General features: G+C 70.6%; 25 protein-coding genes and 1 tRNA gene. 16 read left to right on the top strand and 10 right to left on the bottom strand.

Features of this window, described 5'->3' with window-relative positions; genetic code table 11:
- Positions 1 to 4 precede the first annotated feature (4 nt).
- From BW982_RS06520 to BW982_RS06500, 5 genes are all read left to right on the top strand, one after another.
- Positions 5 to 874, top strand: a complete 870-nt coding sequence (locus BW982_RS06520; protein ID WP_076491186.1) for an SURF1 family protein — start codon at positions 5 to 7, stop codon at positions 872 to 874.
- Positions 875 to 884: 10 nt separating this feature from the next.
- Complete coding sequence (locus BW982_RS06515) at positions 885 to 1,406, top strand: DUF3817 domain-containing protein (RefSeq protein WP_076491185.1); 522 nt, start codon at positions 885 to 887, stop codon at positions 1,404 to 1,406.
- Positions 1,403 to 2,983, top strand: coding sequence for a glutamine-hydrolyzing GMP synthase (guaA, locus tag BW982_RS06510; RefSeq protein ID WP_076491184.1), 1,581 nt, complete (start codon positions 1,403 to 1,405; stop codon positions 2,981 to 2,983). The genes BW982_RS06515 and guaA overlap by 4 nt, the downstream gene beginning before the upstream one ends.
- Before the next feature lie 233 nt (positions 2,984 to 3,216).
- A complete protein-coding gene (locus BW982_RS06505) occupies positions 3,217 to 4,431 on the top strand; it encodes an MFS transporter (RefSeq protein ID WP_076491183.1) in 1,215 nt (404 codons plus the stop codon).
- Positions 4,432 to 4,459: 28 nt separating this feature from the next.
- Complete coding sequence (locus BW982_RS06500; protein ID WP_076491182.1) at positions 4,460 to 5,806, top strand: glycosyltransferase; 1,347 nt, start codon at positions 4,460 to 4,462, stop codon at positions 5,804 to 5,806.
- Between the two features lie 87 nt (positions 5,807 to 5,893).
- Here BW982_RS06500 and ligD read toward each other — a convergent pair whose 3' ends face one another.
- The gene (ligD, locus tag BW982_RS06495) at positions 5,894 to 7,117 is read right to left on the bottom strand and encodes a non-homologous end-joining DNA ligase (protein ID WP_076491181.1); all 1,224 of its coding nucleotides are present in this window, start codon (positions 7,115 to 7,117) and stop codon (positions 5,894 to 5,896) included.
- 145 nt (positions 7,118 to 7,262) lie between these two features.
- Positions 7,263 to 8,150, bottom strand: coding sequence for a Bax inhibitor-1/YccA family protein (locus BW982_RS06490; protein ID WP_076491180.1), 888 nt, complete (start codon positions 8,148 to 8,150; stop codon positions 7,263 to 7,265).
- A gap of 144 nt (positions 8,151 to 8,294) precedes the next feature.
- Here BW982_RS06490 and BW982_RS06485 point away from each other — a divergent pair, with 144 nt between their 5' ends.
- Genes BW982_RS06485 through BW982_RS06470 form a run of 4 tightly spaced genes read left to right on the top strand, consistent with a single transcriptional unit; the run spans position 8,295 to position 12,354 of the window.
- Positions 8,295 to 9,284: a glycerophosphodiester phosphodiesterase family protein gene (locus BW982_RS06485; protein WP_076491179.1), complete on the top strand. Its 990-nt coding sequence runs from the start codon at positions 8,295 to 8,297 to the stop codon at positions 9,282 to 9,284.
- A 46-nt stretch (positions 9,285 to 9,330) separates the two neighbouring features.
- The gene (locus tag BW982_RS06480) at positions 9,331 to 10,260 is read left to right on the top strand and encodes an NAD(P)/FAD-dependent oxidoreductase (protein ID WP_076491178.1); all 930 of its coding nucleotides are present in this window, start codon (positions 9,331 to 9,333) and stop codon (positions 10,258 to 10,260) included.
- Between the two features lie 52 nt (positions 10,261 to 10,312).
- Positions 10,313 to 11,278, top strand: coding sequence for an ABC transporter ATP-binding protein (locus tag BW982_RS06475; protein ID WP_076491177.1), 966 nt, complete (start codon positions 10,313 to 10,315; stop codon positions 11,276 to 11,278).
- A complete protein-coding gene (locus BW982_RS06470; protein WP_076491176.1) occupies positions 11,275 to 12,354 on the top strand; it encodes an ABC transporter permease in 1,080 nt (359 codons plus the stop codon). Before BW982_RS06475 ends, BW982_RS06470 begins: the two co-directional genes overlap by 4 nt.
- A 108-nt stretch (positions 12,355 to 12,462) precedes the next feature.
- Here BW982_RS06470 and BW982_RS06465 read toward each other — a convergent pair whose 3' ends face one another.
- On the bottom strand, positions 12,463 to 13,464 hold the full coding sequence (locus tag BW982_RS06465) for a GTP-binding protein (RefSeq protein ID WP_254845532.1): 1,002 nt from the start codon (positions 13,462 to 13,464) through the stop codon (positions 12,463 to 12,465).
- 78 nt (positions 13,465 to 13,542) lie between these two features.
- Here BW982_RS06465 and ykgO point away from each other — a divergent pair, with 78 nt between their 5' ends.
- The 3 genes from ykgO to BW982_RS06450 all read left to right on the top strand — a co-directional run bounded on the left by ykgO (position 13,543) and on the right by BW982_RS06450 (position 14,337).
- The gene (gene ykgO / locus BW982_RS06460; protein WP_076491175.1) at positions 13,543 to 13,665 is read left to right on the top strand and encodes a type B 50S ribosomal protein L36; all 123 of its coding nucleotides are present in this window, start codon (positions 13,543 to 13,545) and stop codon (positions 13,663 to 13,665) included.
- A 70-nt stretch (positions 13,666 to 13,735) separates the two neighbouring features.
- Positions 13,736 to 14,044, top strand: coding sequence for an ArsR/SmtB family transcription factor (locus BW982_RS06455; RefSeq protein WP_076491174.1), 309 nt, complete (start codon positions 13,736 to 13,738; stop codon positions 14,042 to 14,044).
- On the top strand, positions 14,041 to 14,337 hold the full coding sequence (locus BW982_RS06450; protein WP_076491173.1) for a hypothetical protein: 297 nt from the start codon (positions 14,041 to 14,043) through the stop codon (positions 14,335 to 14,337). Before BW982_RS06455 ends, BW982_RS06450 begins: the two co-directional genes overlap by 4 nt.
- A gap of 103 nt (positions 14,338 to 14,440) precedes the next feature.
- Here the strand turns inward: BW982_RS06450 and BW982_RS18150 are convergent, their stop codons facing one another.
- Both BW982_RS18150 and BW982_RS18145 read right to left on the bottom strand, forming a co-directional pair.
- Positions 14,441 to 15,367, bottom strand: a complete 927-nt coding sequence (locus tag BW982_RS18150) for a thermonuclease family protein (protein WP_076491172.1) — start codon at positions 15,365 to 15,367, stop codon at positions 14,441 to 14,443.
- 89 nt (positions 15,368 to 15,456) lie between these two features.
- Positions 15,457 to 15,978: a hypothetical protein gene (locus tag BW982_RS18145; RefSeq protein WP_076491171.1), complete on the bottom strand. Its 522-nt coding sequence runs from the start codon at positions 15,976 to 15,978 to the stop codon at positions 15,457 to 15,459.
- 411 nt (positions 15,979 to 16,389) lie between these two features.
- Between BW982_RS18145 and BW982_RS06435 the strand changes: the two genes are divergently transcribed.
- Positions 16,390 to 17,523, top strand: coding sequence for a CotH kinase family protein (locus BW982_RS06435; protein WP_254845531.1), 1,134 nt, complete (start codon positions 16,390 to 16,392; stop codon positions 17,521 to 17,523).
- Between the two features lie 43 nt (positions 17,524 to 17,566).
- On the opposite strand, the gene BW982_RS18140 is transcribed toward BW982_RS06435, so the two are convergent.
- From BW982_RS18140 to BW982_RS06420, 4 genes are all read right to left on the bottom strand, one after another.
- Positions 17,567 to 17,642: transfer RNA gene (locus BW982_RS18140), tRNA-Met, on the bottom strand.
- 70 nt (positions 17,643 to 17,712) lie between these two features.
- Positions 17,713 to 18,393 carry a GntR family transcriptional regulator gene (locus BW982_RS06430; RefSeq protein ID WP_254845530.1) on the bottom strand — a complete coding sequence of 227 codons (681 nt, stop codon included), beginning with the start codon at positions 18,391 to 18,393 and terminating at the stop codon, positions 17,713 to 17,715.
- Complete coding sequence (locus BW982_RS06425; protein WP_076491168.1) at positions 18,374 to 19,279, bottom strand: DMT family transporter; 906 nt, start codon at positions 19,277 to 19,279, stop codon at positions 18,374 to 18,376. The genes BW982_RS06430 and BW982_RS06425 overlap by 20 nt, the downstream gene beginning before the upstream one ends.
- Before the next feature lie 33 nt (positions 19,280 to 19,312).
- Complete coding sequence (locus BW982_RS06420) at positions 19,313 to 19,753, bottom strand: MarR family winged helix-turn-helix transcriptional regulator (RefSeq protein ID WP_076491167.1); 441 nt, start codon at positions 19,751 to 19,753, stop codon at positions 19,313 to 19,315.
- A 55-nt stretch (positions 19,754 to 19,808) separates the two neighbouring features.
- Here BW982_RS06420 and BW982_RS06415 point away from each other — a divergent pair, with 55 nt between their 5' ends.
- The gene (locus BW982_RS06415; RefSeq protein WP_076491166.1) at positions 19,809 to 20,177 is read left to right on the top strand and encodes a VOC family protein; all 369 of its coding nucleotides are present in this window, start codon (positions 19,809 to 19,811) and stop codon (positions 20,175 to 20,177) included.
- Between the two features lie 70 nt (positions 20,178 to 20,247).
- Positions 20,248 to 21,198: a hypothetical protein gene (locus BW982_RS06410; RefSeq protein WP_076491165.1), complete on the top strand. Its 951-nt coding sequence runs from the start codon at positions 20,248 to 20,250 to the stop codon at positions 21,196 to 21,198.
- A 3-nt stretch (positions 21,199 to 21,201) separates the two neighbouring features.
- Here the strand turns inward: BW982_RS06410 and BW982_RS06405 are convergent, their stop codons facing one another.
- Positions 21,202 to 21,609, bottom strand: coding sequence for a YccF domain-containing protein (locus BW982_RS06405; protein WP_076491164.1), 408 nt, complete (start codon positions 21,607 to 21,609; stop codon positions 21,202 to 21,204).
- A 58-nt stretch (positions 21,610 to 21,667) separates the two neighbouring features.
- Between BW982_RS06405 and BW982_RS06400 the strand changes: the two genes are divergently transcribed.
- Entirely contained in the window at positions 21,668 to 24,103 is a 2,436-nt protein-coding gene (locus BW982_RS06400; RefSeq protein ID WP_076491163.1) for an ATP-dependent helicase, read from the top strand.
- Position 24,104: the final 1 nt, after the last annotated feature.

Genomic DNA, 24,104 nt, shown 5'->3' with positions numbered 1-24,104 from the left:
CCGCGTGACCTCTCCCACCGCCCTCGAGCAGGAGCCTCGACAGGTCTTCGCGCCGACGCTGCGCGAGGTCATGCTGCGTCCGCGCTGGCTGGCGCTCCTGGCGTTCTCGCTCGTGGTGGCGGGGGTCCTGGCGTGGCTGGGTCAATGGCAGCTCGGCCGGGCCATCGACTCCTCGCCCCCCGCGCCCGGGCAGACCGAGGTCGTCCGACCGCTCGCCGACGTCGCCCAGCCCGGCGCGTACCTGCCCGAACCCCTCGTCGGGCAGCGGGTCGAGGCGAGCGGGCGGTGGATCGCCGACGACTTCCTCATCGTGTCCTCGCGATACAACGACGACGTCGAGGGGTACTGGGTCACGGGCCAACTGCGGCTCGACGGGGTGGCCACGCCCACCTCGATCGCGGTCGCCGCGGGCTGGACGCGCGATGCCGCGTCGGCGCAGGCCGCCGTCGACGCCCTGCGGGCCCAGGTCCAGGCCGATCCCGACGCGGTCGTCACCCTCACCGGGCGACTGATCGCGGACGAGGGGCCGGGGCGCGCACCCTCGGGGGTCGACCCGCAGACCATGACGCGGATGTCCCCGGCGGTACTGCTGGGGCGTTGGCACGACATCGAGGGCGTCTCGGTCTACCGGCCCTACCTCGCCTCGCAGTCCGCGATCGGACCCCTGGATGCCATCGACTCCCCGGCTCCCGACGAGCGCTCGCACATCAACTGGCTGAACATCTTCTACGCGGCGGAGTGGGCAATCTTCGCCGGCTTCGCGCTGTACCTCTGGTACCGGCTCGCCCGTGACGCGTGGGAGAAGGAAGTGGAAGATCTCGAGGACGAACAGTCCGAGGCTCTCGCGGCAGGTTCCGCGGAATCCCGCGACTAGACTGGCATCCATGCCCCGCGCCCCGAAGCTCGCCTCGTTCCCGGCGATCCGCGGAGCCCTGAAGTTCTACCAGATCTGCTCGATCATCACCGGTACCGGCCTGCTGCTGCTGGTGGCCGAGATGATAGTGAAGTACACGCCCATCCACAAGGAGCTGTTCCTGGGCGGATCCGGTGGCTTCCTGTGGTTCGCTGACGCCATCCCCGGTCCCGGATGCCAGTGGTTCTCGCTGTTCGTCCCGGGGGGCAGCGGCTGCGAGATCCTGTCGACCGGCGACGGTCTGAACATCTCGCTCGCGATCCTGGTGGTCCACGGCTGGTTCTACGTCGTGTACCTGTTCTCGTGCTTCCGCGTGTGGAGCCTCATGCGCTGGCCGTTCCGCCGTTTCGTGTTCCTCGCCCTCGGCGGCGTCGTGCCTTTCCTCTCGTTCATCCTCGAGGTGCGCACCGCCCGCAGCGTGCGCGCCTACCTCGCCGAGCGCGAAGCCGCCGAGGCATCCGCTCCCGTCCCCGCCCCGGAAGGACCCCGGTGACCGAACAGACCGAAACGTCGCAGCGTCCCGTCCTCGTCGTCGACTTCGGCGCCCAGTACGCGCAGCTGATCGCCCGCCGCGTCCGCGAAGCCGGTGTGTACAGCGAGATCGTGCCGCACACCGCGACCGCCGACGAGATCGCCGCGAAGAACCCGGTGGGCATCATCCTCTCCGGTGGTCCGTCGTCGGTGTACGAAGAGGGCGCCCCGCGCCTCGACGAGCGCGTGTTCGAGCTCGACGTGCCCACGCTCGGCATCTGCTACGGCTTCCAGGTCATGGCGCAGGCCCTCGGTGGCGAGGTCGCGAACACCGGGCTGCGCGAGTACGGGGCGACGGATGCCACGGTCGTCACCGAAGGCACGCTCCTCGACGGACAGCCCGTCGAGCAGAACGTCTGGATGAGCCACGGCGATCAGGTGTCCCGCGCCCCCGAGGGGTTCGAGGTCCTCGCGCGCACCGCGCACACGCCCGTCGCCGCATTCGCGAACGACGCCCGCCGCTTCTACGGCGTGCAGTGGCATCCCGAGGTGAAGCACACCGACCACGGCCAGCGGGTCATCGAGAACTTCCTGCACAAGGCCGCCGGGCTCGCGGCCGACTGGAACAGCGGCAACGTGATCGCCGAGCAGGTCGCCCGCATCCGCGAGCAGGTCGGCACCGGCCGCGTGCTGTCGGCCCTCTCGGGCGGCGTCGACTCCGCCGTCTCGACCGCGCTCGTGCACGAGGCCGTCGGCGACCAGCTCGTCGCCGTGTTCGTCGACCACGGGCTCCTCCGCAAGGGCGAGCGCGAGCAGGTCGAGAACGACTACGTCGCCTCCACCGGCGTGCGCCTCATCACGGTCGACGCGCGCGAGACGTTCCTGAACGCCCTCGCCGGTGTTAGCGACCCGGAGGAGAAGCGCAAGATCATCGGGCGCGAGTTCATCCGCGCGTTCGAGAAGGTGCAGGCCGACCTCGTCGCCGAGGCGAAGGCCGACGGCGAGCCGATCCGCTTCCTCGTGCAGGGAACGCTCTACCCCGACGTCGTCGAGTCGGGCGGCGGCACCGGCACCGCGAACATCAAGTCGCATCACAACGTCGGCGGCCTGCCGGAAGACCTGCAGTTCGAGCTCGTCGAGCCGCTGCGCACCCTCTTCAAGGACGAGGTGCGCGCCATCGGCCGCGAGCTCGGCCTGCCCGAAGCGATCGTCGGCCGCCAGCCCTTTCCGGGGCCGGGTCTTGGCATCCGCATCGTGGGCGAGGTCACCGCTGACCGTCTCGAGATCCTGCGTGACGCCGACGCCATCGCCCGCGCCGAGCTGACCAAGGCCGGGCTCGACGGCGAGATCTGGCAGTGCCCCGTCGTGCTGCTCGCCGACGTGCGCTCGGTGGGCGTGCAGGGCGACGGCCGCACCTACGGTCACCCGATCGTGCTGCGTCCCGTCTCCAGCGAAGACGCCATGACCGCCGACTGGACGCGTCTGCCCTACGACGTGCTGTCGAAGATCAGCAACCGCATCACCAACGAGGTACGCGAAGTCAACCGCGTCGTGCTCGACGTGACGTCGAAGCCGCCGGGGACGATCGAATGGGAGTAGGCGTTCCGCCTGCTCCCGCGCCGACATCGTCGGCCGACTACGGGGCATCGCCTTCGGGTCGAGAACAGGGCCCCTACCCCGATCGACCCGAAGACGATGCCCCTTCGTCGTCCGTCGGTGTCGGCGCTCTGTCGGTCCGCTGAGGCGTATGAGGTGCGGGTAGGCTGACGGCGTCGGCGATCAGCCCTCGGGAATCTCCCGGGTTCGTCCGGCCAGAACGGCACAGGTCTCCCGTGACCCGTATCGACTTCTCCGGCTACCGCGACGTGCTGCGTGTGACGGGTGCCCCGTGGTTCACGCTCGCGGGGTGGGTCGCCCGCTTCCCGCGGGGGACGCTCAATCTCGGCATCGTGCTGCTGGTCCAGACCGCGACGGGAAGCTTCGCGCTCGCCGGCGGGGTGGGTGCGGCGTTCGTCGTCGGTATGGCGTTCGCGGGCCCGCTGTGGTCCCGACTCATGGACCGCCGTGGACAGCAGCCCGTGCTGCTGCTCGCCGCCTTCACGCTGTCGCTCGCGGTCGCCGTGCTCGTGGGCGCGGTGCTCGCCGAGATGCCCGTCGCGACGTGGTTCGTGCTCGCGGTGGTCGCGGGAGCCGTCTCGGTCGATGTGGGCCCCGCCGTCCGTGCGCGGTGGAGCACCCTGGTCTCGCCCGAGCGACGCCACAGCGCCTTCGCCCTCGAATCGATCGCCGATGAGAGCGTCTTCGTCATCGCGCCGCCGGTGCTGACGCTGATCGCGGCGGCCGCCGCGCCGCAGGTCGGCATCGCCGTGATCGTGGTGGTGGGTGCGATCGGGCTCCTGTGGCTCGGTCTCCTGCGCGGATCGCAGCCGCCCCGCGCCGTCCTCACCGGTCCTCGGCCTCGCCTGCTGCCCCCGCTCGGCATCCTCCCCGTGACGGTCGCGTGGATCGGGGTCGGCGGCATGTTCGGGTCGTTCGACGTCACGAGCGTCGCTTGGGCCGACCGGTTCGGCTCCCCGTGGCTGGCGGGGCTGATGATGGCATCCCTCGCTCTCGGCAACACCGCGGGCGCGCTCGTCTACGGAGCCCTGCGCCACCGGGCCTCGCTGCGCGCCCGCTGGCTGGGCAGCAGCGTGCTCCTCGCCGTCGCCGGCCTGGCGTTGCCGTTCGTCGCCGACAGCCTCGTCTCGCTGGCGGTCGCCGCGGTGGTCGGGGCTCTGATCGGGCCGGTGCTCGTGGCGGGCTTCGCACTCGTCGAGTCACGCGCGGATCGGGACCGCGTCACGGAACTCCTGGCGTATCCGTCGTTGGGCGTCGGGGCCGGCATCCCGCTCGGGTCGACGCTCGCGGGAGTGGGAGTGGATGCCGCGGGACCCCCGCTCGGCTTCACCGTGATGGCGGTGAGCTGCGTGGCGATCCTCGTGCTCGGCGTGGTCGGCGAGGCCCTGCTCGCGGCGCGGCCGAGAGCGGCATCCGTCCCGTCTCTCTGAGGACCGAGGCGTGGGGGAGGATGGGGGCATGTTCCCGGACGCGTGGTACCTGATCCTCTCGAGCCGGCTCATCCCCGACCTCGACGGCGGGTACACGATCTCGACCCTCGCGCGCGCGCGGCAGATGGCGGATGCCGGTGCCCCGACGTTGATGCTCACCGTCGATCCCGGCACGGCAGAGGCGCACGCCGAGCACCGCGCGGAGTTCGTGCGGCGCGGGGCGGCGGTGGGATCCGAGGTGTTCCGGAATCTGTTCGACGAAGCGGTCGGACCCGACGGCGGGGCGGCGGGCTGGCTGCGGACCGCCGCCCGACCGGGGGAGGGCGACCCGGCGCTGGAGTATCGGACGGTCGCCGGCGGAGCCGTCGATCTGCCGAACGTCGTCGACCCGCACTGGCACCTCTCGGCGGCGCCGATCGTCGTGCGGGACGCCGCGGGCGACGTCGTCGGAGTCGTGGACGGGTTCGGGGCGCTCTATCGCGCCTGGCTCGCGCAGGTCGTGTCGCGGCTGCGTGCGGAGATCGCGCGTCCGATCGTGCTCATCTGCGAGTCGCGACAACTCGGCGAGCTGCTCGTCGGGTGGGACGCCTCCGACGTGCGGATCCTCCACACCGTCCACACGATCCACCTCGAGCCGCCCTTCACCGCCGATGCCCCGGTCAACGCGCTGTGGGAGAGGTGGCTGGCGGCGGCGCCGCGCTTCGACGCGGTGCTGTGGCCGACGGCCTGGCAACGGGACGATGTCCGGGCCCGCTTCGGCGACGACCGGGCCGACGTCGTCGCGCCGCACGGCATCCCCGTTCCCGAAGAGGGCGCGTATGCGACGGAGGGCCCCGTCGTGGTGCTCGGTCGACTCGCTCCGGGGAAGAGGCTCGACCACGCCGTGCGCGCATTCGCGCGGGTGGTCGAGGAACTGCCCGAGGCGCGACTGGAACTGTGGGGCGCGGGTCCGGGCCGTGAGGCGCTGGAGACGCTCGTTGCCGACCTCGGACTCGGCGACGCCGTGTCGTTGCCGGGGCTGACCCTCGATCCGGGTGCGGTCCTCGACTCGGCGGCGGTGTACCTCACGACCTCGGCGTTCGAGGGGCAGGGGCTCGCGCTCGCCGAGGCCCTCGCGCACGGCGTTCCCGTTGTGGCGTACGACATCCGCTACGGCCCCCGCGACATGCTCGCGGACGGCGGCGGCATCCTCGTGCCGGACGGCGATGAGGACGCGCTCGCCGAGGCACTGGTGCGGGTGCTGCGCGACGCGGCGTTGCGGCAGCGTCTCTCTGCGGAGGCGCGGGTGGGGGCGACGGCGCTGAGCCCCGCGCGCGCGATGGAGACGCTCGCGGCCGCGTCCGCCGAAGCGCTGTCGCGCCCGACGCGGCGGTAGCCGCCGGCGAGTGTCCAAGACACGCCGTCAGCGCGTACGGCCGTGCGGCGTGTCCTGGACGCTCGACTCGGCTGGGAGCGGTGGCGGTCAGGACCGGCCGGCCCAGGGGTCGTAGTCGGCGATCAGAGACTCCTGCGGGGGGCGGGTGGCATCCGGGACATGCTGCAGGTTGATGCGCACCCGGTACCAGAGCGAACTCGACCCGCGCATGCCGTCGAGCATCACGTCGGCGGGATGCAGGGCCGCCGCGGTCTCCGGATGCCGCGCCTTCCACTGCTCGAGGGCGTCGAGCGCCTCGGGCTTGGTCTTCGTGCGGGCGACCTCGATGAGGGGCATGGTCGACGCGCGGCGCCCCGAGCCGTCCGACCCCCGGGGTGGCTTGTCGGCGGGACCCATCCGCTCGGCCAGGGCGAGCAGGCCGTCCAGCGATCCCGCGGCGGCGTCGATGCCGGCGTGCGGGTCGCCGATCGCGGCGAAGCGCTCGGGCACCGTGAGCACCGTGAACTCCTCCGGGCGGCGGTGGCGGAGCTCGTCCCACGTGAGCGGGGTCGACACGCGCGCGTCGGGAAGCGGGCGGATGGAGTACGCGGATGCCACGGTGCGGTCCTTCGCGTTCTGGTTGAAGTCGACGAACACGCTTTCGCCGCGCTCCTCCTTCCACCACCGCGCCGTCGCGAGACCTGGTGCACGCTCCTCGACCTCGCGGGCGAGCGTCTCCGCGGCCAGCCGCACGTCGGGGTACTCCCACTCCGGACGTATCCGCACGAGGATGTGCAGCCCGCGGGATCCCGACGTCTTCGGCCACCCGACCAGGCCGTGGTCGGTGAGGACGTCACGGGCGGTGAAGGCGACGTCGACGATCTGCGCCCACTCGACACCGGGCATGGGGTCGAGATCGATGCGCAGCTCGTCCGGATGGTCGAGGTCATCGGCGCGCACCGGATGCGGGTTCAGGTCGAGGCATCCGAGGTTCACGATCCAGGCGAGACCCGCGGCGTCTCGGATCACCGTCTCCTCGGCGGACGTGCCCGAGGCGTAGCGGAGCGTCGCGGTGTCGATGAAGTCGGGGTGATTCTCGGGAACGCGTTTCTGGAAGAACGGCTCCTGGTCGAGGCCCTTCGCGAAGCGTTTGAGCACCATGGGTCGACCGCCGGCACCGCGCAGAGCTCCGTCGGCGACCGTGAGGTAGTACCGCACGAGGTCGAGCTTGGTGAGCCCCGGCCCGGGGAAGACGATGCGGTCGGGGCTCGTGACGCGGACCTCGTGTCCGCCGACGTCGAGGATCGTCGGGGGCGTTCTGGCGGGGCTCATGCGGCGAGGCTAGCCCCGCGGCATCCGGGGTGGGACTCCCTTGCGCGCGCGAGGGAGTGGCGCTCGTCGCGGAAGGGCCCACCACTCGCCGCGCAACGACGGAGGGCCGCCCCGAACGGGACGGCCCTCCGTGTGAAACGGTGCGTCAGTTGTTGCCGCGAAGGATCGCGAGGATGCGCAGGATCTCGACGTACAGCCACACGACGGTGACCATGATGCCGAAGGCGCCGACCCAGCCGTAGACACGCGGGGCGCCGTTGCGGACGCCGCGCTGGATCTGGTCGAAGTCGAGCACCAGCGAGTACGCGGCCATGATGACCACGAAGACGCCGATGATGACACCGAGCGGGATGCCGAAGATCTCGATGGAGCTGCGGAGGCCGAACGCGCCGCCGGCGAGGGGCACGTTGAAGAGCATCAGGCCGAGGTTGACGAGGCTGAACACCAGGTAGCCGACCATCGCGATCAGGAAGATCTTGGTGGCACGGGCCGAGGCGCGGATCTTGCCGCTGGCGAAGAGCGCGAGCGTCACACCGACCACCGAGAGGGTCGCGAGGGTCGCCTGCACGACGATGCCGGGGTAGATGAACTCGAAGAACGACGAGATGCCACCGATGAACAGACCCTCGAACGCCGCATAGGCGATGAAGACCGGCACGGAGGGCTTCTTCTTGAACGTCGCGACCATCGCGAGCACGAAGCCCACGAGACCGCCGATGACCATCGGCAGGACGTTCGGCGAGGGGTTGGCGACCGTGACGGTGCTCATCGTCCAGATCCAGCCGACCACCGCGGTGACGACGAGGACGGCGAAGAGGCCGAGGGTCTTGAAGACGGTGTCTTCGACCGTCATCCGGTCGGTCTGAACCGCGCCCGCCGACGGGGCCGAGTACATGCCCTCGATGTTCGCCGTCTCAGCGGCCGCAGCGGCGGCGGTCATCGACTCGGCGGGCGGGGGGCTGTAACGGGTCTGGGCTCCGCCACGAGGGTCCTGGAACGCCGGGTTGTTGAATGCCGGGTTGTTGAGGGCCACAGGGACTCACACTCCAAATTGCTGATGATCACAGCACCGTGCTGTAGACCAACACTAGCCGAGGATGCCGCGAGAATCCCGGGACGGACTGGGATTCTGCTATGAGCGAGCGACCCCTGACGGCCCGCCGGATAGCCTGGGCCGGTGCCTGTCGAGCGCCCTCTGATCATCGGCCACCGCGGAGCTCCGGGGTATCTCCCCGAGCACTCCCGTTCGTCGTACGAGCGGGCCATCGCCTCGGGGGTGGATGCCGTCGAGCCGGACGTCGTGCCCACGAAGGACGGAGTGCTCGTCGTCCGCCATGAGAACGAGATCGCCGCGACCACCGACGTGTCGACGCGGCCGGAGTTCGCGTCCCGCCGACGCAGTGCGGTCGTCGACGGAGAGCGGCTGGAGGGGTGGTTCACCGAGGACTTCACCTGGGCGGAGCTCCAGACGCTCCGCTGTCGGGAGCGGATCCCGGACGTGCGTCCGGGGAGTGCGGAGCACGACGACGTCGATCCCGTGCTCAGTCTGCGCGACGTGCTCGATCTCGCGCGGGCCGGGGGCGTCGGCGTGGTGCTCGAGGTCAAGCACGCGGCGTTCTTCGAGCGCGCGGGGTTCGACATAGCCGAACTCGTCGAGCGGGAGCTCCGCGAGGCGGCCTGGTGGGATGACCCCGCGCTCGTCATCGAGTCCTTCGAACCGCTCGTCCTGCGGCGGCTCCGCGAGCGCGGCATCCGAGCGCCCCTCGTGCAGCTCGTCGAGGCGAGCGGTGCACCCGCCGACCTCCGGCACCGGGACGGCGCACAGGCGGCGTCCTACGCCTCGATGCTCACCCCGGCGGGGCTGGATTCCCTCGCCGACGCGGTCGACGGCATCAGCCCCGACAAGCGACTGATCCTCGCGCCCGACCGATGGGGTCGTGTGCACGGCCCCGCCCGGTTCGTCGCCGACGCGCACGCGCGCGGGCTGCGGGTGTTCACGTGGACGTGTCGCCCCGAGAACCGATTCCTGCTGCCGGCTTTCCGCCGCGCCGGCGGGCCCGCGGCCTTCGGCGACTACGAGCGGGAGTGGGCGGTGCTGCGCGCCGCGGGGCTGGACGGCGTCTTCGTGGATCACCCCGACCTGGGTGTGCCGTTCTTCCGCGCCTAGACGCAAGCCCCGGCGCGCGGCTCGCTCCCACGGAGAGGATGGCGGGATGACGGTGGACGTGACGGTGGTCGGCGGGGGGATCTCGGGGTTCGCGTGCGCCCGGGCGGTGAGGGACGCCGGGGGATCGGTGCGCGTGATCGATCGCGGGCGTCGGCCCGGCGGGCGGCTGGCGAGTCGGACGCTCGAGGGACGCGCGGTGGATCTCGGCGCCTCTTACTTCGTCGTGGGCGAGGACGCCGGATTCGCGGGCCTCGTCGCGGACTGGGAGTCCCGTGGCGTCGCCCGCCCGTGGACCGACACGTTCTCGTTGTTCGATGCCGACGGAGCGGAGACGCGCAAGACCGGACCGATGCGCTGGGCGGCGCCGGCCGGGTCGCGCGCGCTGGTCCTCGACCTCGCCGACGGCATCGACGTCGAGTCGGGGCGCGAGGTCACGCGCGCCGCGCCCTTCCGCGTGGACGGTCAGGATGCCGGTGAGGTGGTGCTCGCGATGCCCGAACCGCAGGCGCGGCGCCTGGGGCACGGCATCCCGGTCGCCCCGCAGGAGTGGGAGCCGGTCATCGCGGTCGTGCTGCGGTGGGACGAGCGGCGCTGGCCCGTCGACCTGCACGGGGCGTTCGTGAACGGAGATCCGGACATCGCGTTCCTCGCCGACGACGGCGACCGCCGCGGCGACGGGGCGCCGGTGCTCGTCGTGCACTCGACCGGCGACGCCGCGCGGCGCCACCTCGATGCGCCGGACGACGCGATCCCCGCGGTCGTGGCGGCCACACGACGGCTGCTGGGAATCGGCGCCGAGCCCGACTCGGTTCGAGCGCACCGCTGGACCTTCGCGCGCCCCGCGCGCCCCACGGGCGAGCCGTTCCTCCGGACGCCCGGGCTGTCGTGGTGCGGGGACGCGTGGGGCGAGGCGGCCGCCGTCCGCACGGCGTGGGCGTCGGGCGACGCGCTCGGCCGCGCGCTCGCCGGATCCTGAACCACGGCCCTGAAATCGGGGGCATGTCGGCGTGCGCCCGTAGGGTGGGGGAATGGACGCAGGGGGCGCGGGCATCGAAGCAGTGCGGGTGAAACGGGCGTTCGGCGCCGTGACAGCGGTGGCGGAGGTGACCTTCACCGCCGAACCGGGCCGGGTGACGGGGCTCGTCGGCCCCAACGGTTCGGGCAAGACGACACTGCTGCTCATGCTGGCGTCGCTCCTCCGACCCGACCAGGGAGACGTGCGCATCGCCGGGGTCGACCCCGTTGCCGACCCCGCCCGTGCGCGCCGATTGCTCGGGTGGATGCCGGACTCCCTGGGCGCGTGGCCGACGCTGACCGCGCGCGAGGTGCTGGTCGCCACGGCCCAGCTGTACGACCTCTCCCGCGCCGAGGCCCGGGAGCGCGCGGACCGGCTGCTCGAGCTCGTCGACCTCGTCCCGCTCGCGGGCTCGGCGGCCCGCGTGCTCTCGCGGGGGCAGAAGCAACGTCTGGCGCTCGCGCGCGCTCTCGTCCACGAGCCGCAGGTTCTGCTGCTGGACGAGCCGGCGTCGGGCCTCGACCCGCAGGCGCGCATCGATCTACGCGTGCTGCTGCGGCGCCTCGCCGACGAGGGGCGCACGATCCTGATCTCCAGCCACGTCCTCTCGGAGTTGGAGGAGGTCGTCGACGACGCCGTCTTCCTGCTCGACGGCCGTACCGTCGGTCGCGACCGTGTGGCCGCCGCGACGACCCGCGTCCGCGTCTGGCGGGTGCGACTGGCGGCGGATGCCTCTCGGGGAACGACCGCCGACCGCGACGCCGTGGCGGCGGCTCTCGGACGCGCGCCCGAAGACGTGGGCGTCGATCGCCGTGACCTGCTCGTCTCGTTCGCCGACGAGCCCGCCGCGGTCGCGGGACTCCGGGCGCTCGTGGGAGCCGGGATCCCGGTCGTCGAGTACGCCCCCGCGGTCGGCGACCTCGAACACGCCTTCCTCGACCTCCGGAGAGGCGCAGCCGCCGAGGGGAGCCCCGAATGAACGCCCGTCGCCTCGGAACCGTCATCGGCATCGACCTGCGTCAGCGTGTGCGGTCGGTGGGCTGGTACGTGCTGCTCGGCATCTTCGCGGTCATCCTGCTGGCGCTGCTGACCCTGTCGTTCTCGTCGTTCTCGCTGAGCACCGGCGGCAACGGCTGGTTCTACTCGCTCGTCATCATGTTCGTCCTGCTGCTCGTGCTCCTGGTGTCGCCGACCCTGAGCGGCAGCGCCGTCAACGGTGACCGGGATGCCGCGACCCTCGCCCCCGTGCAGGTGACACTGGTCACGACGACGGAGATCGTGCTGGGCAAGTTCCTCGCGGCGTGGATCTCGGGGCTCGCCTTCCTCGTCGTCGCGCTGCCGTTCCTCGTCATCGCGACGTTCGTCGGCGAGCTCAACCCCGCGGTGATCGCCTCGTCGCTCGGCATCCTGGTTCTCGAGGTCGGAGTCGTGGCGGCGATCGGGGTCGGGGTCAGCGCGATCGTGGCGCGTCCGGTCTTCTCCGTGGCGACGACCTACCTGTTGGTGGCCGCGCTGACCCTGGGGACGCTGATCGCGTTCGGGCTCGGCGGGACGGCGCTGCGGACCGAGCAGACGATCACCACGCGCGACCTGAACTGGAACGCCGTCCCCGCCGGATGCGACCCGTACATGGAGAACGACGCGACCGAGTGCCCGCGTCCGGACGAGATCGGGTGCACCACCTCGACGTACACGAGCGAGGTTCCTCGGTTCGACCGGGTGTGGGGAGTGCTGGCGGCGAACCCGTTCGTGATCCTCGCCGATGCGACCCCGCCGACGTACGACCAGTACGGTAACCCGTCCGACCTGTTCTCGCAGATCGCGACGGGCGTGCGCCTGGCGCAGCTCGCTCCCGACGTGGCGCAGTCGTACGACTACTGCGCCAACGTGACACTCCAGGGTCCGTCGACGGAGGACCGGATCGCGGGAACGGTGCCCAGCTGGTTCGTGGGCCTCTTCCTGCAGCTCGTGCTCGCCGGGGGTCTCCTCGCGTGGGGGATCGCCCGCACCCGGACCCCGGCGAAGCGACTGCCCCCGGGGACGCGTATCGCCTGAGTCGCGTCGGCTCGCCGATAGCCGACGGGAGGGGTTTCGTCGGGGGGAGGATCCATCCGCCTCCGACAGTCCTCCCTTCGCCGCATCTCCTCCCGCGGTACGGCGCCGTCAGTCGGTGGCATCCGGGATCGTCAGGTCGACGGTCGGCCAGGCCGGCAGAGGGTCGTCGAACGCGACCCACGCGTCAGGACCGGCCGCGAGTTCGTCGTCGGTGAGCGCGGCGCGGTCGAGCACGTGCCTCAGTCGCGGTGCGGAGAGATCGAGTCCGGTGAAGGCGATCTCCTGCCCGAGGCCCATGCGACCGTCGTCGGTGCCGATCGGTTCGATCCACATCGCCGATCCCACGTGCTCCCAGCGCGCCAGGATGCCGGGGCGCGACGCCACGCGGCAGAACCCCGCCGAGCGGACCAGGCGTCCTGCGGCGCCGTCGTCGAGGCGGTCGAGGGCGTGCTGCAGTCGCGCGGGATGGAAGGGGCGCACCTGGTCGTAGCGCAGCGTGCTGACGCGGTTGTCGCGCATGTACGGGTCGTGCTCGTCGTTGAGCGCGCGGACCCAGCCCGCCCGCTCGAGGACCTCGGTCTCGTCCGCGCGCGGGGCCCCGGCGGACAGGTCGGCGTGGGGGTCGCGGGTGAGGCGGAGCGTCGCTCCGGGGTTGAGGTGCGACGCGAGCGCCATCTGCACCGCCAGGGCGGCGGTCGGCACCGCCTCCCAGTTGACCCAGACGATCCGGGTCGCGAGTTCGAGCGCGAGGGCCGCCTGGCGGGCGCGGGCGCCGACGTCGCCGCGGGAGTCCCCGGGAGCGGTGGATGCCACGAGGGGCGCCTCATCGAGGAGGTCTCCGATCATGTGCCGGGCGTCCACGACGCACACGGCTTCGACGTCGATCCCGCCGCGTGCGGCGATCGCGTGGAGCAGATCGACGTCGGTGCCGAGATCGACGACCACTCGCTCGTGGTCGCTGCGGGGCCGAGGGTGGGGGAGGGCGTGCGCGGCGCGGAGATCGCGGTACCGCAGCAGGTGCAGGGGGCGGCCGAGGGCGGTGGCGGCGCGTTCGGCGTACGCCTGTCGTTCGGGGGCGCACACCCCCATCGTCACGATCGTCGTCTCCACGGCATCCGCCTCTCGTTTGTCGGGAATCGGAGGACAGCCTATCGTGTTATTGAGAACGGTTATCAACAGGAGGATGCCATGAAGGTCCGCAACTCGCTCAAGTCACTGAAGAGCCAGCCCGGTGCACAGGTCGTCCGTCGCCGCGGGCGCGTGTTCGTCATCAACAAGCTGAACCCCCGGTGGAAGGGGCGTCAGGGATAACGCGAACGAGAACCGTTCCCGATTGTCTAGACACATTGCAATTTCTTTATGTGTCTGTTGTTCTTGATGCGTGGACAGGATCGCCGGGCTCTCCGAGGCCGCTGAGCTCTTCAAGGTCCTCGGCAACGACTCCCGCCTCGCGCTGGTCTGGCTGCTGAACCGTGAACCGCTCACGGTCGGTGCGCTCGCCGACGAGGCCGGGCTGTCGCAGCCGTTGGTCTCTCAACACCTTCGGACGCTGCGCCAGGCCGGGCTCGTCACTTCGGAGCGCGAGGGCAAAGAGATCCGATACGCGCTCGCCGACCAGCACGTCGCTCACGTCGTGCTCGATGCGATCGCCCACGTCCAAGAACCGAACGAGCAGGGGAACGAGCAATGAGCACCACCGAGACGCACGCGGAACACTCCGTCGACGAGCACGCGCACGGCGATGACTGCGGACACCGGAAGATCGAGCACGGCGACCACGTCGACTACGTGCACGGGACGCACCACCACGCGCTGCACGGCGACCACTACGACGAGCACGAGTCGAAGGCCGAGCACGGCCCCGACGACCACGCCCACGGAGACGCCTGCGGCCACGAGGCCGTCGCGCACGACGACCACGTGGACTACGTCCACGACGGCCACCGCCACGCGGCGCACGCCGACCACTACGACGAGCACTGAGACGTGCCGGTGCCCCGTCGGGCGCCGACCGCGGCCCGCTCTTCCCCGCCGGGGAGGGCGGGCCTTCTCTATTCCGGCACGGTGTTCAGCCCAACAGCCGACATCAGAACTCGCAGACGATGCCGTCCTTGTCGCGGTCGCTGTACCAGTCGTACTCGGGGTCCTGCCCGCGCACGTAATTGCCGTACCCGTTCGCGTTGGCTTCCTTGCACGTGCCGAAATGAGGATCCGTCGCGGGCGCGGGATCCGCGGGCGCAGGCTCGGGTTGCGCCGGCTGAGGCGCGGGTTCTGCGGGTGCGGGAGCCGGCTCGGCGGGTGCGGGTGCCGGTTCGGCGGGCATCGGCGCGGAATCGTCGACGCTGATGTACGTCGCCTGCAGCGGGTGCGAGCCGTAGCCGTCGCGGCCGTCGTACCGGGCGATCGCCCACCCGCTGCGGAGCATGTGCGTGCCGGCGTCCTCGCCATTGACCTGGACGTATCGCAGGAGGCGCCCGTACTGGTCTTTGTCGTCGCGGCCGGGGACCGAGACGAGGACCGCGCCACCGGGGGCCAGGAACCCCGTGAGTTCTCTCATCGCCTGGTCGTATCCCCAGGAGCCGGACTCGGGGGCGTCGATGCCGATGAGGCGAACTTTGCCGAGGCTGGTGTCGATGGTGTCACCGTCGATCACGGACACGAGCTGGAAGGGCGTCGCCGTGGGAGTGGGGGTGGGAGTCGGGGTCGGCCGAGACGCGGTCGGCGTCGCCGAAGCGGTCGGCGTGGCGGCGCTCACCGGCGTGGCCGCGAGTGCGACCGGGTTCTTCGGCGGGCTGTTGACGACAGCGGCATTCGTGATTCCCGCGGTCATCAGGAACCCGACCGCTGCGACGGCCGTGACCCATGCGGCGGCCTTACGGCTCCGGAATCGCAACCATGTCCTACTGTTCTTCGCGAGCGCGACGATTCCCGTGATGAGAATGACCAGGAAGATGACCGCGAATATTGGCGACAGGAGCACCACGACGATCGCGAGAAGGATGCCGAGGACCACCCACAACCACGTGGGAATCCGCCGTTTCGCTCGGCGATCTGCGGACGTGGACGACGAAAATTCTGCGCTTGCGCGCACGTTCGAACGAGTCATGAATGCGCCCCCCGACGCGGGGGACGAAAACCCCCATCGGTATCGAACGATAGTGGGTCGGCGACCGCGAAATGGACCGCAGAGGTGCGTGCGGAAACGCCGCTTCGTCTGCCTCGAGAAAACCTGTCGATCAACCGCTCGAGCGTCGGTATCCCGCTGGAGGTGGCCGGGGCTCCGGTGAGTCTCTCCAGTACGGGCGTGGCGTTGGATTCTCGGGCGCGCTCGTTCAGCGACACGACCCACCCGACACCGGTGTCTAGCAGAACGCAGCGGCGTCGTCCGGCGTCCGTCTGAGCCGTGGCATCCAAGGTGATCCGATTCCGCGCGTGGAGCGTCAGCTCGCGTCGATTCGCGTCCGGGGCCGGGTCGTGATCGGAGACGATGTCGCGGACCCGGTCGAGCGTCAGGGTGAAGACCTCGCGTTCGACGCCCGCGTGAGCGGCCAGCGCGAGCGCGGCGTCCTGCGCCCGCTCCGCGTCGCCCTCGAACACCACGGTGCCGTTGCTCTGGAAGGGCACCGGGTCGTGGCATCCCGCCTACACGAAGGCCGCGACGAGCTCCGCGGTGGTGACGTGCCCCCGTTGTCCCCGGTTGAGGTTCCGGACGAAAGCGACGTGACGCATGGGGGGAGGATAGCGCGAGCGATCCGTTCCCACCGGCGGGCGCGCTCGCCTCGCGACGAAGGACTCACCGAAGGCGCATAGGCGCGCTTTGTGGAGGGTTGAGAACCTGCTGGTGTCATCACCGGTATGACACGACGAAAGAGGATCGCGACCGCGACAATGGGCTCGGTCGCCGTGATGATCCTGGTAGCGGGCTGCAGTTCGGCCGCCCCGACCGATGCTGCGGGGGGCGTTCCGACAGCGGCTTCGACGGAGGCTGCGACCGGCGAGAGCATCGCGGAGGAGGGGTTCTGGGACCAATCCGTCGTGCATTCCCTTTCGATCTCGTACGACCAGGCCGACTACGACGCTCTCATCGCGGCGTATATCGACAACGGTGAGAAGGAGTGGATCGAAGCGACCGTCGTCATCGACGGCGTCACATTCGACGACGTCGGGCTCAAGCTCAAAGGGAACTCGTCGCTGCGCGGTCTCTCCACCGAAGCGGACGCGGATCTCAGCGCCGACAACCCCGAAGACCTTCCCTGGATCGTCGATATCGACAAGTTCGTCGACGGGCAGGAACACGACGGGTCTGTCGAATTCGTCATCCGGGGGAACAGCTCCGAGACCTCGCTCAATGAGGCCGTGGCCCTTGATCTGCTGGAGGCGTCGGGGCTCGCGGCCGAGCAGGCGGTGGCGACCCGGGTGGAGGTGAACGGCGCGGAGGCGCTGCGCCTCGTCGTCGAGAATCCCGACGACTCGTGGGTGGAACGGGCCCTGACGGGGTCGACCGCACTGTACAAGGCCGAGTCCGGCGGCGATTACTCCTACCGTGGCGACGACCCGGAGTCGTACGTCGATGTCTTCGACCAGGAAGCGGGAGAGGACGACCTCTCGCCCCTGATCGATTTCCTCCAGTTCATCAATGAGTCTGACGACGCCACGTTCGAGGCGGAACTCGGCCAGCACCTCGACGTCACGTCGTTCGCGACCTATCTCGCCTTCCAGGAGCTCGTCGACAACTTCGACGACATCGACGGCCCCGGCAACAACTCGTACCTCTCGTACGACGCGAGCACCGGACTCATGACGGTCGTCTCCTGGGACCTCAATCTGGCTTTCGGTGCGTCGCCCGGCGGCGGCGGTCAGGGTCAGGGGCAGGGTCAGGCGCGAGGGCAGGGTCAGGCGCAGGGTCAGCCTCAGGTGCAGGGCGGAGGCGGTGGCGCACAGGGCGGAGGGAGCAACGTGCTCTCCGAGCGGTTCCTGGCGAACCCGACCTTCGCGGCCCTCTACCAGTCCGAACTCGATCGACTGACGCAGGAGCTCTATACGTCCGGGCTTGCCCAGAACGTGCTGGATTCCTGGACGCACACACTCGACGACGGAGCATCGGATCTGGTCTCGACGGACGTGGTGAGTTCGGAGGCGAGCTCGATCGCCGGGTACTTCACCGAATGAGGGCGGGTCGAGTCTCGGCTGCGCGGCCGGAGTGAGGAAGAAGTGGACGCGACGGCGGGAGTCGAACCCGCCACGCCTTCGGTTATGAACCGAGGCCCGGGACCGCCCGGATCGCCGCGATGTGCCCCCACGCTAACCCGCGGTCGCGACATCGCGAACGGTCGTTGCGCTGCGTGACGGGATGTGTCGTCACACTCCGCGCGGCCGTCGCCCCTCGAGGATCATCCGGGTCGAGTGGTCCAGATGCGCGCGGACCTCGTGCTCCGGATCGGCTAGCGCCGCCTCGACATACGCGCGGTGCTCGGTCGTGAGGGCGCCCGGTGCATACGCGGGCCGGACGTGGGCGAGAAGCAGGTGCATCTCCGAATCGAGGCGCCGGTACTCCTCGGCAATGCGCGGCGACCCGGCGGCGTCCACGAGTGCCCGGTGCACGCGGGCGTGCGCGTCGAGCGTCGCGGGCCAGTCGCCGGACGCCTCGGCGGCGGCCAGCGCGTCGAGGGCGTCGTCGACGTCGGGCGGACGGATGCCACGCTCGCGGACGATCCGCAGCGCTTCGGTCTCGAGGGCGCACCGCAGCTGTTGCAGGGCGATGAGGGCGGCGTCGTCGAGGAGTGACACCCGGACGCCGCGGTACGGCTCGGCGGTGACGAGGCGCTCGGCGGTCAGCGTCGCGAGGGCCGTGCGGGCCGTGTGCCGCGAGACGCCGTGGGTGGCACTCAGTTCTTCCTCGCGGAGCGGGGTGCCGGGCGCGAGTCCGCCGGACAGGATCGCGCTGCGCACGGCATCCGCGACGACGTCCGCCGTGCGCGGGCCGGGGGCGTCGCCGCGCGCGGGCGGCAGCATCGGGGGATCACGCCGAGGCCGTGGCATCCCGAACCTCCTCGCGTCGACGGGACGGAGCGGACACGACGGCGAGGCCGATCGCGATGAGCGCGAGGCCGGCCGCGCTCGCGGCGGTGAGTCGTTCGTGCAGCACGAGGAGCCCGAGAATCGTGGCGCCGAGCGGCTCGGCGAGCGTCAGGGTCGACACCGTCACGGCGGTGAGGCGAGCCAGGCCCCACCCGAACAGCAGGTACGCCACGGCGGTGGTGACGATCCCGAGCCAGAGCGCGAGGGCGAGACCGTTCGCCGTGAACAGCCACGACACCCCCGCGACGAGCAGCACCGGGACACTGGCCAGGGCGGCCGTGCCGAAGACCGTGCCCATGACGCGCGTGGAATCCCACCCCCTCTCGATCAGCGCCTTGCCGCACACCGTATAGAGCGCGTACGACATTCCCGCGCCCGCCGAGGCGAGGAGTCCGCCCGGGGCGAGGGCAACCGATCCGCCGGTCACTCCCGAGACCAGGACGACCCCCGCGAGCGCGACGGCGGTCGCGAGCATCCACCAGCCCGACGGCCGACGGCGCGAGCGGATGGCATCCACGATCCCCGTCGCGATGGGCGCCGAGCCGAGGGCGACCACCGTGCCGATCGCCACGCCGTTCTCGCGCGTGCCGAGGAAGAACAGCGGTTGGTAGGCCAGTACCCCCACCGCGCCGACCGCGATGAGCGCCGCCGCGGGACCGCGGGCGGTGGTGGTCGGCACGCGTGGGCGTGCCCGCAGCAGGGCGACGAGACCCAGGATGCCGCCGCCCACCACGATCCGCGCGGCGCCGACGGCCAGGGGGGAGGCGTCGACGCCGGCGAGGGCCTGCGCCGTGCCGGTCGTGGCGAAGCAGAGCGCGGCGGCGAGGATCGCGAGAGCCGGAAGCATGGAAGGATTGTTACACAATCTGCGCGACCAGCGTCAGCCCGCGCGGAGTGCCCGCACCATGGAACGCAACGCCGCCCGTGCCGCCGCCTGCTCGGCATCCGTCATGTCGGCGAGCATCCGTCGCTCCACCGACCGCACGGCGGCGCTCGCCTCCGCGAGGTCGCGGCGGCCCTTCTCGGTGAGGCGGGTCGGAAGGGCCTTTCCCGACGGCGCCGTCGCCGCACGTTCCACCACGCCGTCACGCTCGAGGGACTGCAGGAGGACGTTCATCGACTGACGGGTGACGAACGCACCGCGCGCGAGATCGGAATTCGACGAGCCCGGCCGCTGGGCGAGGAGCTCCAGGCACGAGTAGTGCGTGACGGTCATGCCCAGGGGGCGGAGGACGTCCTCCATCGCTGCCCGGAGGGCGCTCGCCGCTTCCTTCAGGAGGTAGCCGAGGGAGGTGTCCAGGTCGATCGCCTCTTGCGTCATGTCAGTATTCTGACATATGCTCTGTGTCAGATAACTGACACGAAAGAAGGAAACCATGCCTGTCACCGGCCCCGACTTCATTTCCCTCCAGGTACGTGACCTCGACGCCTCCCGCGCGTTCTACGAGCAGTACCTGGGCCTCGTGCGCTCGCCCGCCGGCCCCCCGCACGCGGTGGTCTTCGATACCGCCCCGATCGCCTTCGCCCTTCGCGACCTCGTTCCCGGCACCGACCTCGCCACCGTCGAGCAGCCGGGTGTCGGCGTTGCGCTCTGGCTCCACGCCACCGACGCCCAGGAGATCCACGACGCGCTCGTCGACGCCGGCCACCGCATCGTCGCGGCTCCCATCGACGGCCCGTTCGGCCGAACCTTCACCTTCGCCGACCCCGACGGGTACCACGTGACGCTCCACGATCGCGCCTGACGGTTCGGACCGCCCGGCCCCGGTGCCGCCGGCGGCGGGAGTGCCTCTCGGCGGCAGGTAACGTGGATACATGGCGACGACGGCGGGGCGAGGCATCCTGGCCCTCGCGACCGCCGGGGCGCTCCTGATCATCGGTGTGGTGCTCGCGCTCCTGGTCGATCCGTTCACGCGGATGCCGATCGAGGTCGACGGTGCGACCGAGTGGGTCGCACGCGTCCTCCTGGTCTTCGCCGTGGCGTGGGTCGTGATCGGCATGCTCGCCGCCCGCACGCGGCTGGTCGGTCGTCCGGGGGCCGCCGCCGCGCGCGCGACCTGGATCGCGTCGACCCGGCCGTGGCGTGCGCGCGAGTCGACGCTCGGCGTCCTGCCGCTGGACCGCTGGTGCATGATCCTCGTCCCGGGGCTGCTGCTCGTGGCCACGCGCGTGGTCCAGGCGCGCGGCGACGGATTCGGCAGCGTCGTGCTCGCCGTCGCCGGTTGGCTCGTGTTCGCCCTCGCCGTCCGGCTGCTGCTCGGCACCCGGTCGCCGTGGCCGATCATCGCCGCGGTCGGCGGCGCGCTCGTCCTGCGCTGCATCGCGACGCTCGCGGCGATTTCGCTCTCCGGAGCGGAGGGCGTGTGGCACGTGCTGTGGAGCATCGGTGCCGTGCGGGTGCTGTATCTCGCGATCGTGCTCGGACTCGTCGGCTGGGTGTTCGTCGTCGCCGGGTGGTCGCTGGGGCCGCAGCTGGGTCCGCGCCGTGCCGCGGGCGTCGCCCTGGCGGGCGTGGGCGCCGTGTTCGCGCTGCCGACGGCCACCGCCGCGGCGATCGGCGCGACGGAGGCGCTGCGCGGATGGAACAGTCAGATCGGGGTGCTGCCGTGGCACCTCGCGCGGATGACGGGTCTGTACGACACGCAGTTCCCGGCGGAGACCCTCGTGGTCGCCGCCGTCATCGCCGCGCTCATGACCGTGGCCGGTGTCGTCCTCGCGCTGCCTCTCCGTGCCGCCGAGCGGCGTCGGCGAACCGCCGCATCCTGAGGATCAGCCGACGAGCGTGCGGTCGAACGGACCCCCGCGTCGGATCTCGCGCACCTCTTTCCCCAGCGGCATCAGCGATACCGGTACGAGCTTGAAGTTCGCGATCCCCAGCGGGATGCCGATGATCGTGACGCACAGCGCGAGGCCGGTGAGGATATGGCCGAGCGCCAGCCACCAGCCCGCGAGGATCACCCACACGACGTTGCCGAGGAACGACCCGACGCCCGCGGTCGGCTTCGCGACGATCTCGCGGCCGAAGGGCCACAGGGCGTACAGGCCGATGCGGAACGAAGCGATGCCCCAGGGGATCGTGAGGATCAGGATGCACAGCACGATCCCGGCCGCGAGGTAGCCGAGGAACAGCCAGAACCCCGAGAGGACGAGCCACAGGATGTTGAGGATCAGGCGCATGCGTCCATGATCCCCGAACGGCGCGGTGTCGGAGCCCCCGCCTAGACTTGACAGCGACATGACCGACGCCTTCACCCCCCTCATCGTCGGCGGCTCCGCGCCCACCGACGCCCGCCCCGACGCCGACCTGCTCGAAGGGCTGAACGGGCCGCAACGCGAGGCCGTCACCTACCGCGGACAGGCATTGCTCATCGTCGCGGGGGCGGGGTCGGGCAAGACGAGCGTCCTGACGCGCCGCATCGCCTCGCTTCTTCGGACGCGCGAGGCCTACCCCAGTCAGATCCTCGCGATCACCTTCACCAACAAGGCCGCGGGCGAGATGCGCGAGCGCGTCCACAGCCTCATCGGGCAACGCGCCGACGGCATGTGGATCTCGACGTTCCACTCCGCCTGCGTCCGCATTCTGCGGCGTGAGGCGCAGCAGTTCGGCTTCACGAAGGCGTTCACGATCTACGACTCGGGCGATTCCCGCGCGCTCATCAAGCGCCTCGTCAAAGAGCACGAGGGTGATGCGTTCGGTCTCACCCCCGCCGGGACGCAGAGCCGCATCTCGAAGCTCAAGAACGAGTTGGCGGATGCCGAGTCCTATGCGCGCCAAGCCAACACCAGCGACCCCGCGGAGCGCGTGTTCATCGAGATCTTCGCCTCCTACCAGCGGGAGCTGCAGCGCGCCAACGCGTTCGATTTCGACGACCTGATCGCGCAGACGGTCTATCTCTTCCGCGCGTTCCCGCAGGTCGCCGACGTCTACCGGAAGCGGTTCCGGCACATCCTGGTCGACGAGTACCAGGACACCAACCACGCCCAGTACGCCCTCATTCACGAGCTGACGCGGCCGCCCGGGAGTGACGCCAAGCCGATGTCGGCCGGCGGCGGCATGATGATCTTCGAGGCCGAGCCGTCCGCCGAGAGCGGCGCGTCGCTCACCGTCGTCGGTGACTCCGACCAGTCGATCTACGCGTTCCGCGGTGCCGACATCCGCAACATCAGCGAGTTCGAGCGCGACTACCCGGGGGCCAAGGTCGTTCTGCTCGAGCAGAACTACCGATCGACGCAGAACATCCTGTCGGCCGCGAACGCCGTGATCTCGAACAACTTCGACCGCAAAGACAAGAAGCTGTGGACCGACGTGGGCGCCGGCGACCCGATCATCGGGTTCACCGGCTACTCGCAGCACGACGAGGCCCAGTTCGTCGCCGACGAGATCGAAGCCCTGCACCGTAAGGGCACGGACTACTCGCAGATGGCGGTGTTCTACCGCACCAACTCCCAGTCCCGTGCGCTGGAAGAGATCTTCATCCGCTCCGCGGTGCCCTACAAGATCATGGGCGGAACGAAGTTCTACGAACGCGCCGAGATCAAGGACGCCCTGGCCTACCTCGTGGCGGTCGCCAACCCCGCCGACTCCATGGCTCTCCGGCGCATCCTCAACCGCCCCCGGCGGGGGATCGGCGACGTCACCGAGACGGCCATCGCGCGCTACGCGGCCGAGCACGACATCACGTTCCGCGACGCGCTCGCCAACTCTGCGCAGCTGGGCGTCGGCCCCAAGCTGCAGAAGGCGATCGATCAGCTGGACGCGGTGCTGAGCGAGGCCACGGCGGTGATGCTCCCGGCATCCGGTGAGCTCGCGCCCTCGACCTCGGTGACCGAGGGGCTCACCCTGCTGCTCAACAAGAGCGGATACTTCGACGCGCTGCGCGCCAGCCGCGACCCGCAGGACGAGGCGCGGCTCGAGAACCTCGACGAACTCGTCGCGGTGACACGCGAGTTCGCGCGCAACAACCCCGACGGCACGATCATCGACTTCCTCACCGAGGTCGCCCTCGTGGCGGATGCCGACGACCTCGACGACGCGTCGGGATCGGTGTCGCTGATGACGCTGCACACCGCGAAGGGCCTCGAGTACGATGCGGTGTTCCTCACCGGCGTCGAGGAAGACCTGCTGCCGCACCGCATCTCGGCCGGCGAACCGGGCGGCCCGCAGGAGGAGCGGCGCCTGTTCTACGTCGGCATCACGCGCGCACGCAAGCGCCTGCACGTCTCGCTCGCGATGACGCGGGCGCAGTTCGGCGAGGTCACCGTCGCCATGCCCAGCCGATTCCTGCAGGAGATCCCCGCCGACCTCATCGACTGGCGTCAGTCGCCCGGCGACGTCAACGGCCGCGGGGGCATGCAGTCCCGTGCTCTGAACGCCCGCGGCCGACGCCCCGGCCAGACCGGCGGGGGCAACCGCTACGGCGACGACCTCGTGCCCCTGCCGAAGCGCGCGCCGGCCGACCCGAGCAAATTCCCCAACCGCATTCCCGCGAAGGTCCGCGACAACGGCGACATGGAGTTGGCGGCCGGTGATCGCATCCGTCACGACGACTTCGGCGAGGGCCGAGTGGATGCCATCACCGGCGAGGGCGCGAAGAGGGTGGCGCACGTGCGCTTCGACACCGTCGGTGCGAAGAAGCTCCTCGTCAAGATCGCGCCGATCTCGAAGCTCTGAG

This window comes from Microbacterium sp. RURRCA19A (assembly GCF_900156455.1).
GTDB lineage: Bacteria > Actinomycetota > Actinomycetes > Actinomycetales > Microbacteriaceae > Microbacterium.
The sequence above is the reverse complement of the archived record's forward strand: the minus strand, read 5'-3'. Positions and strand labels throughout refer to the sequence as shown.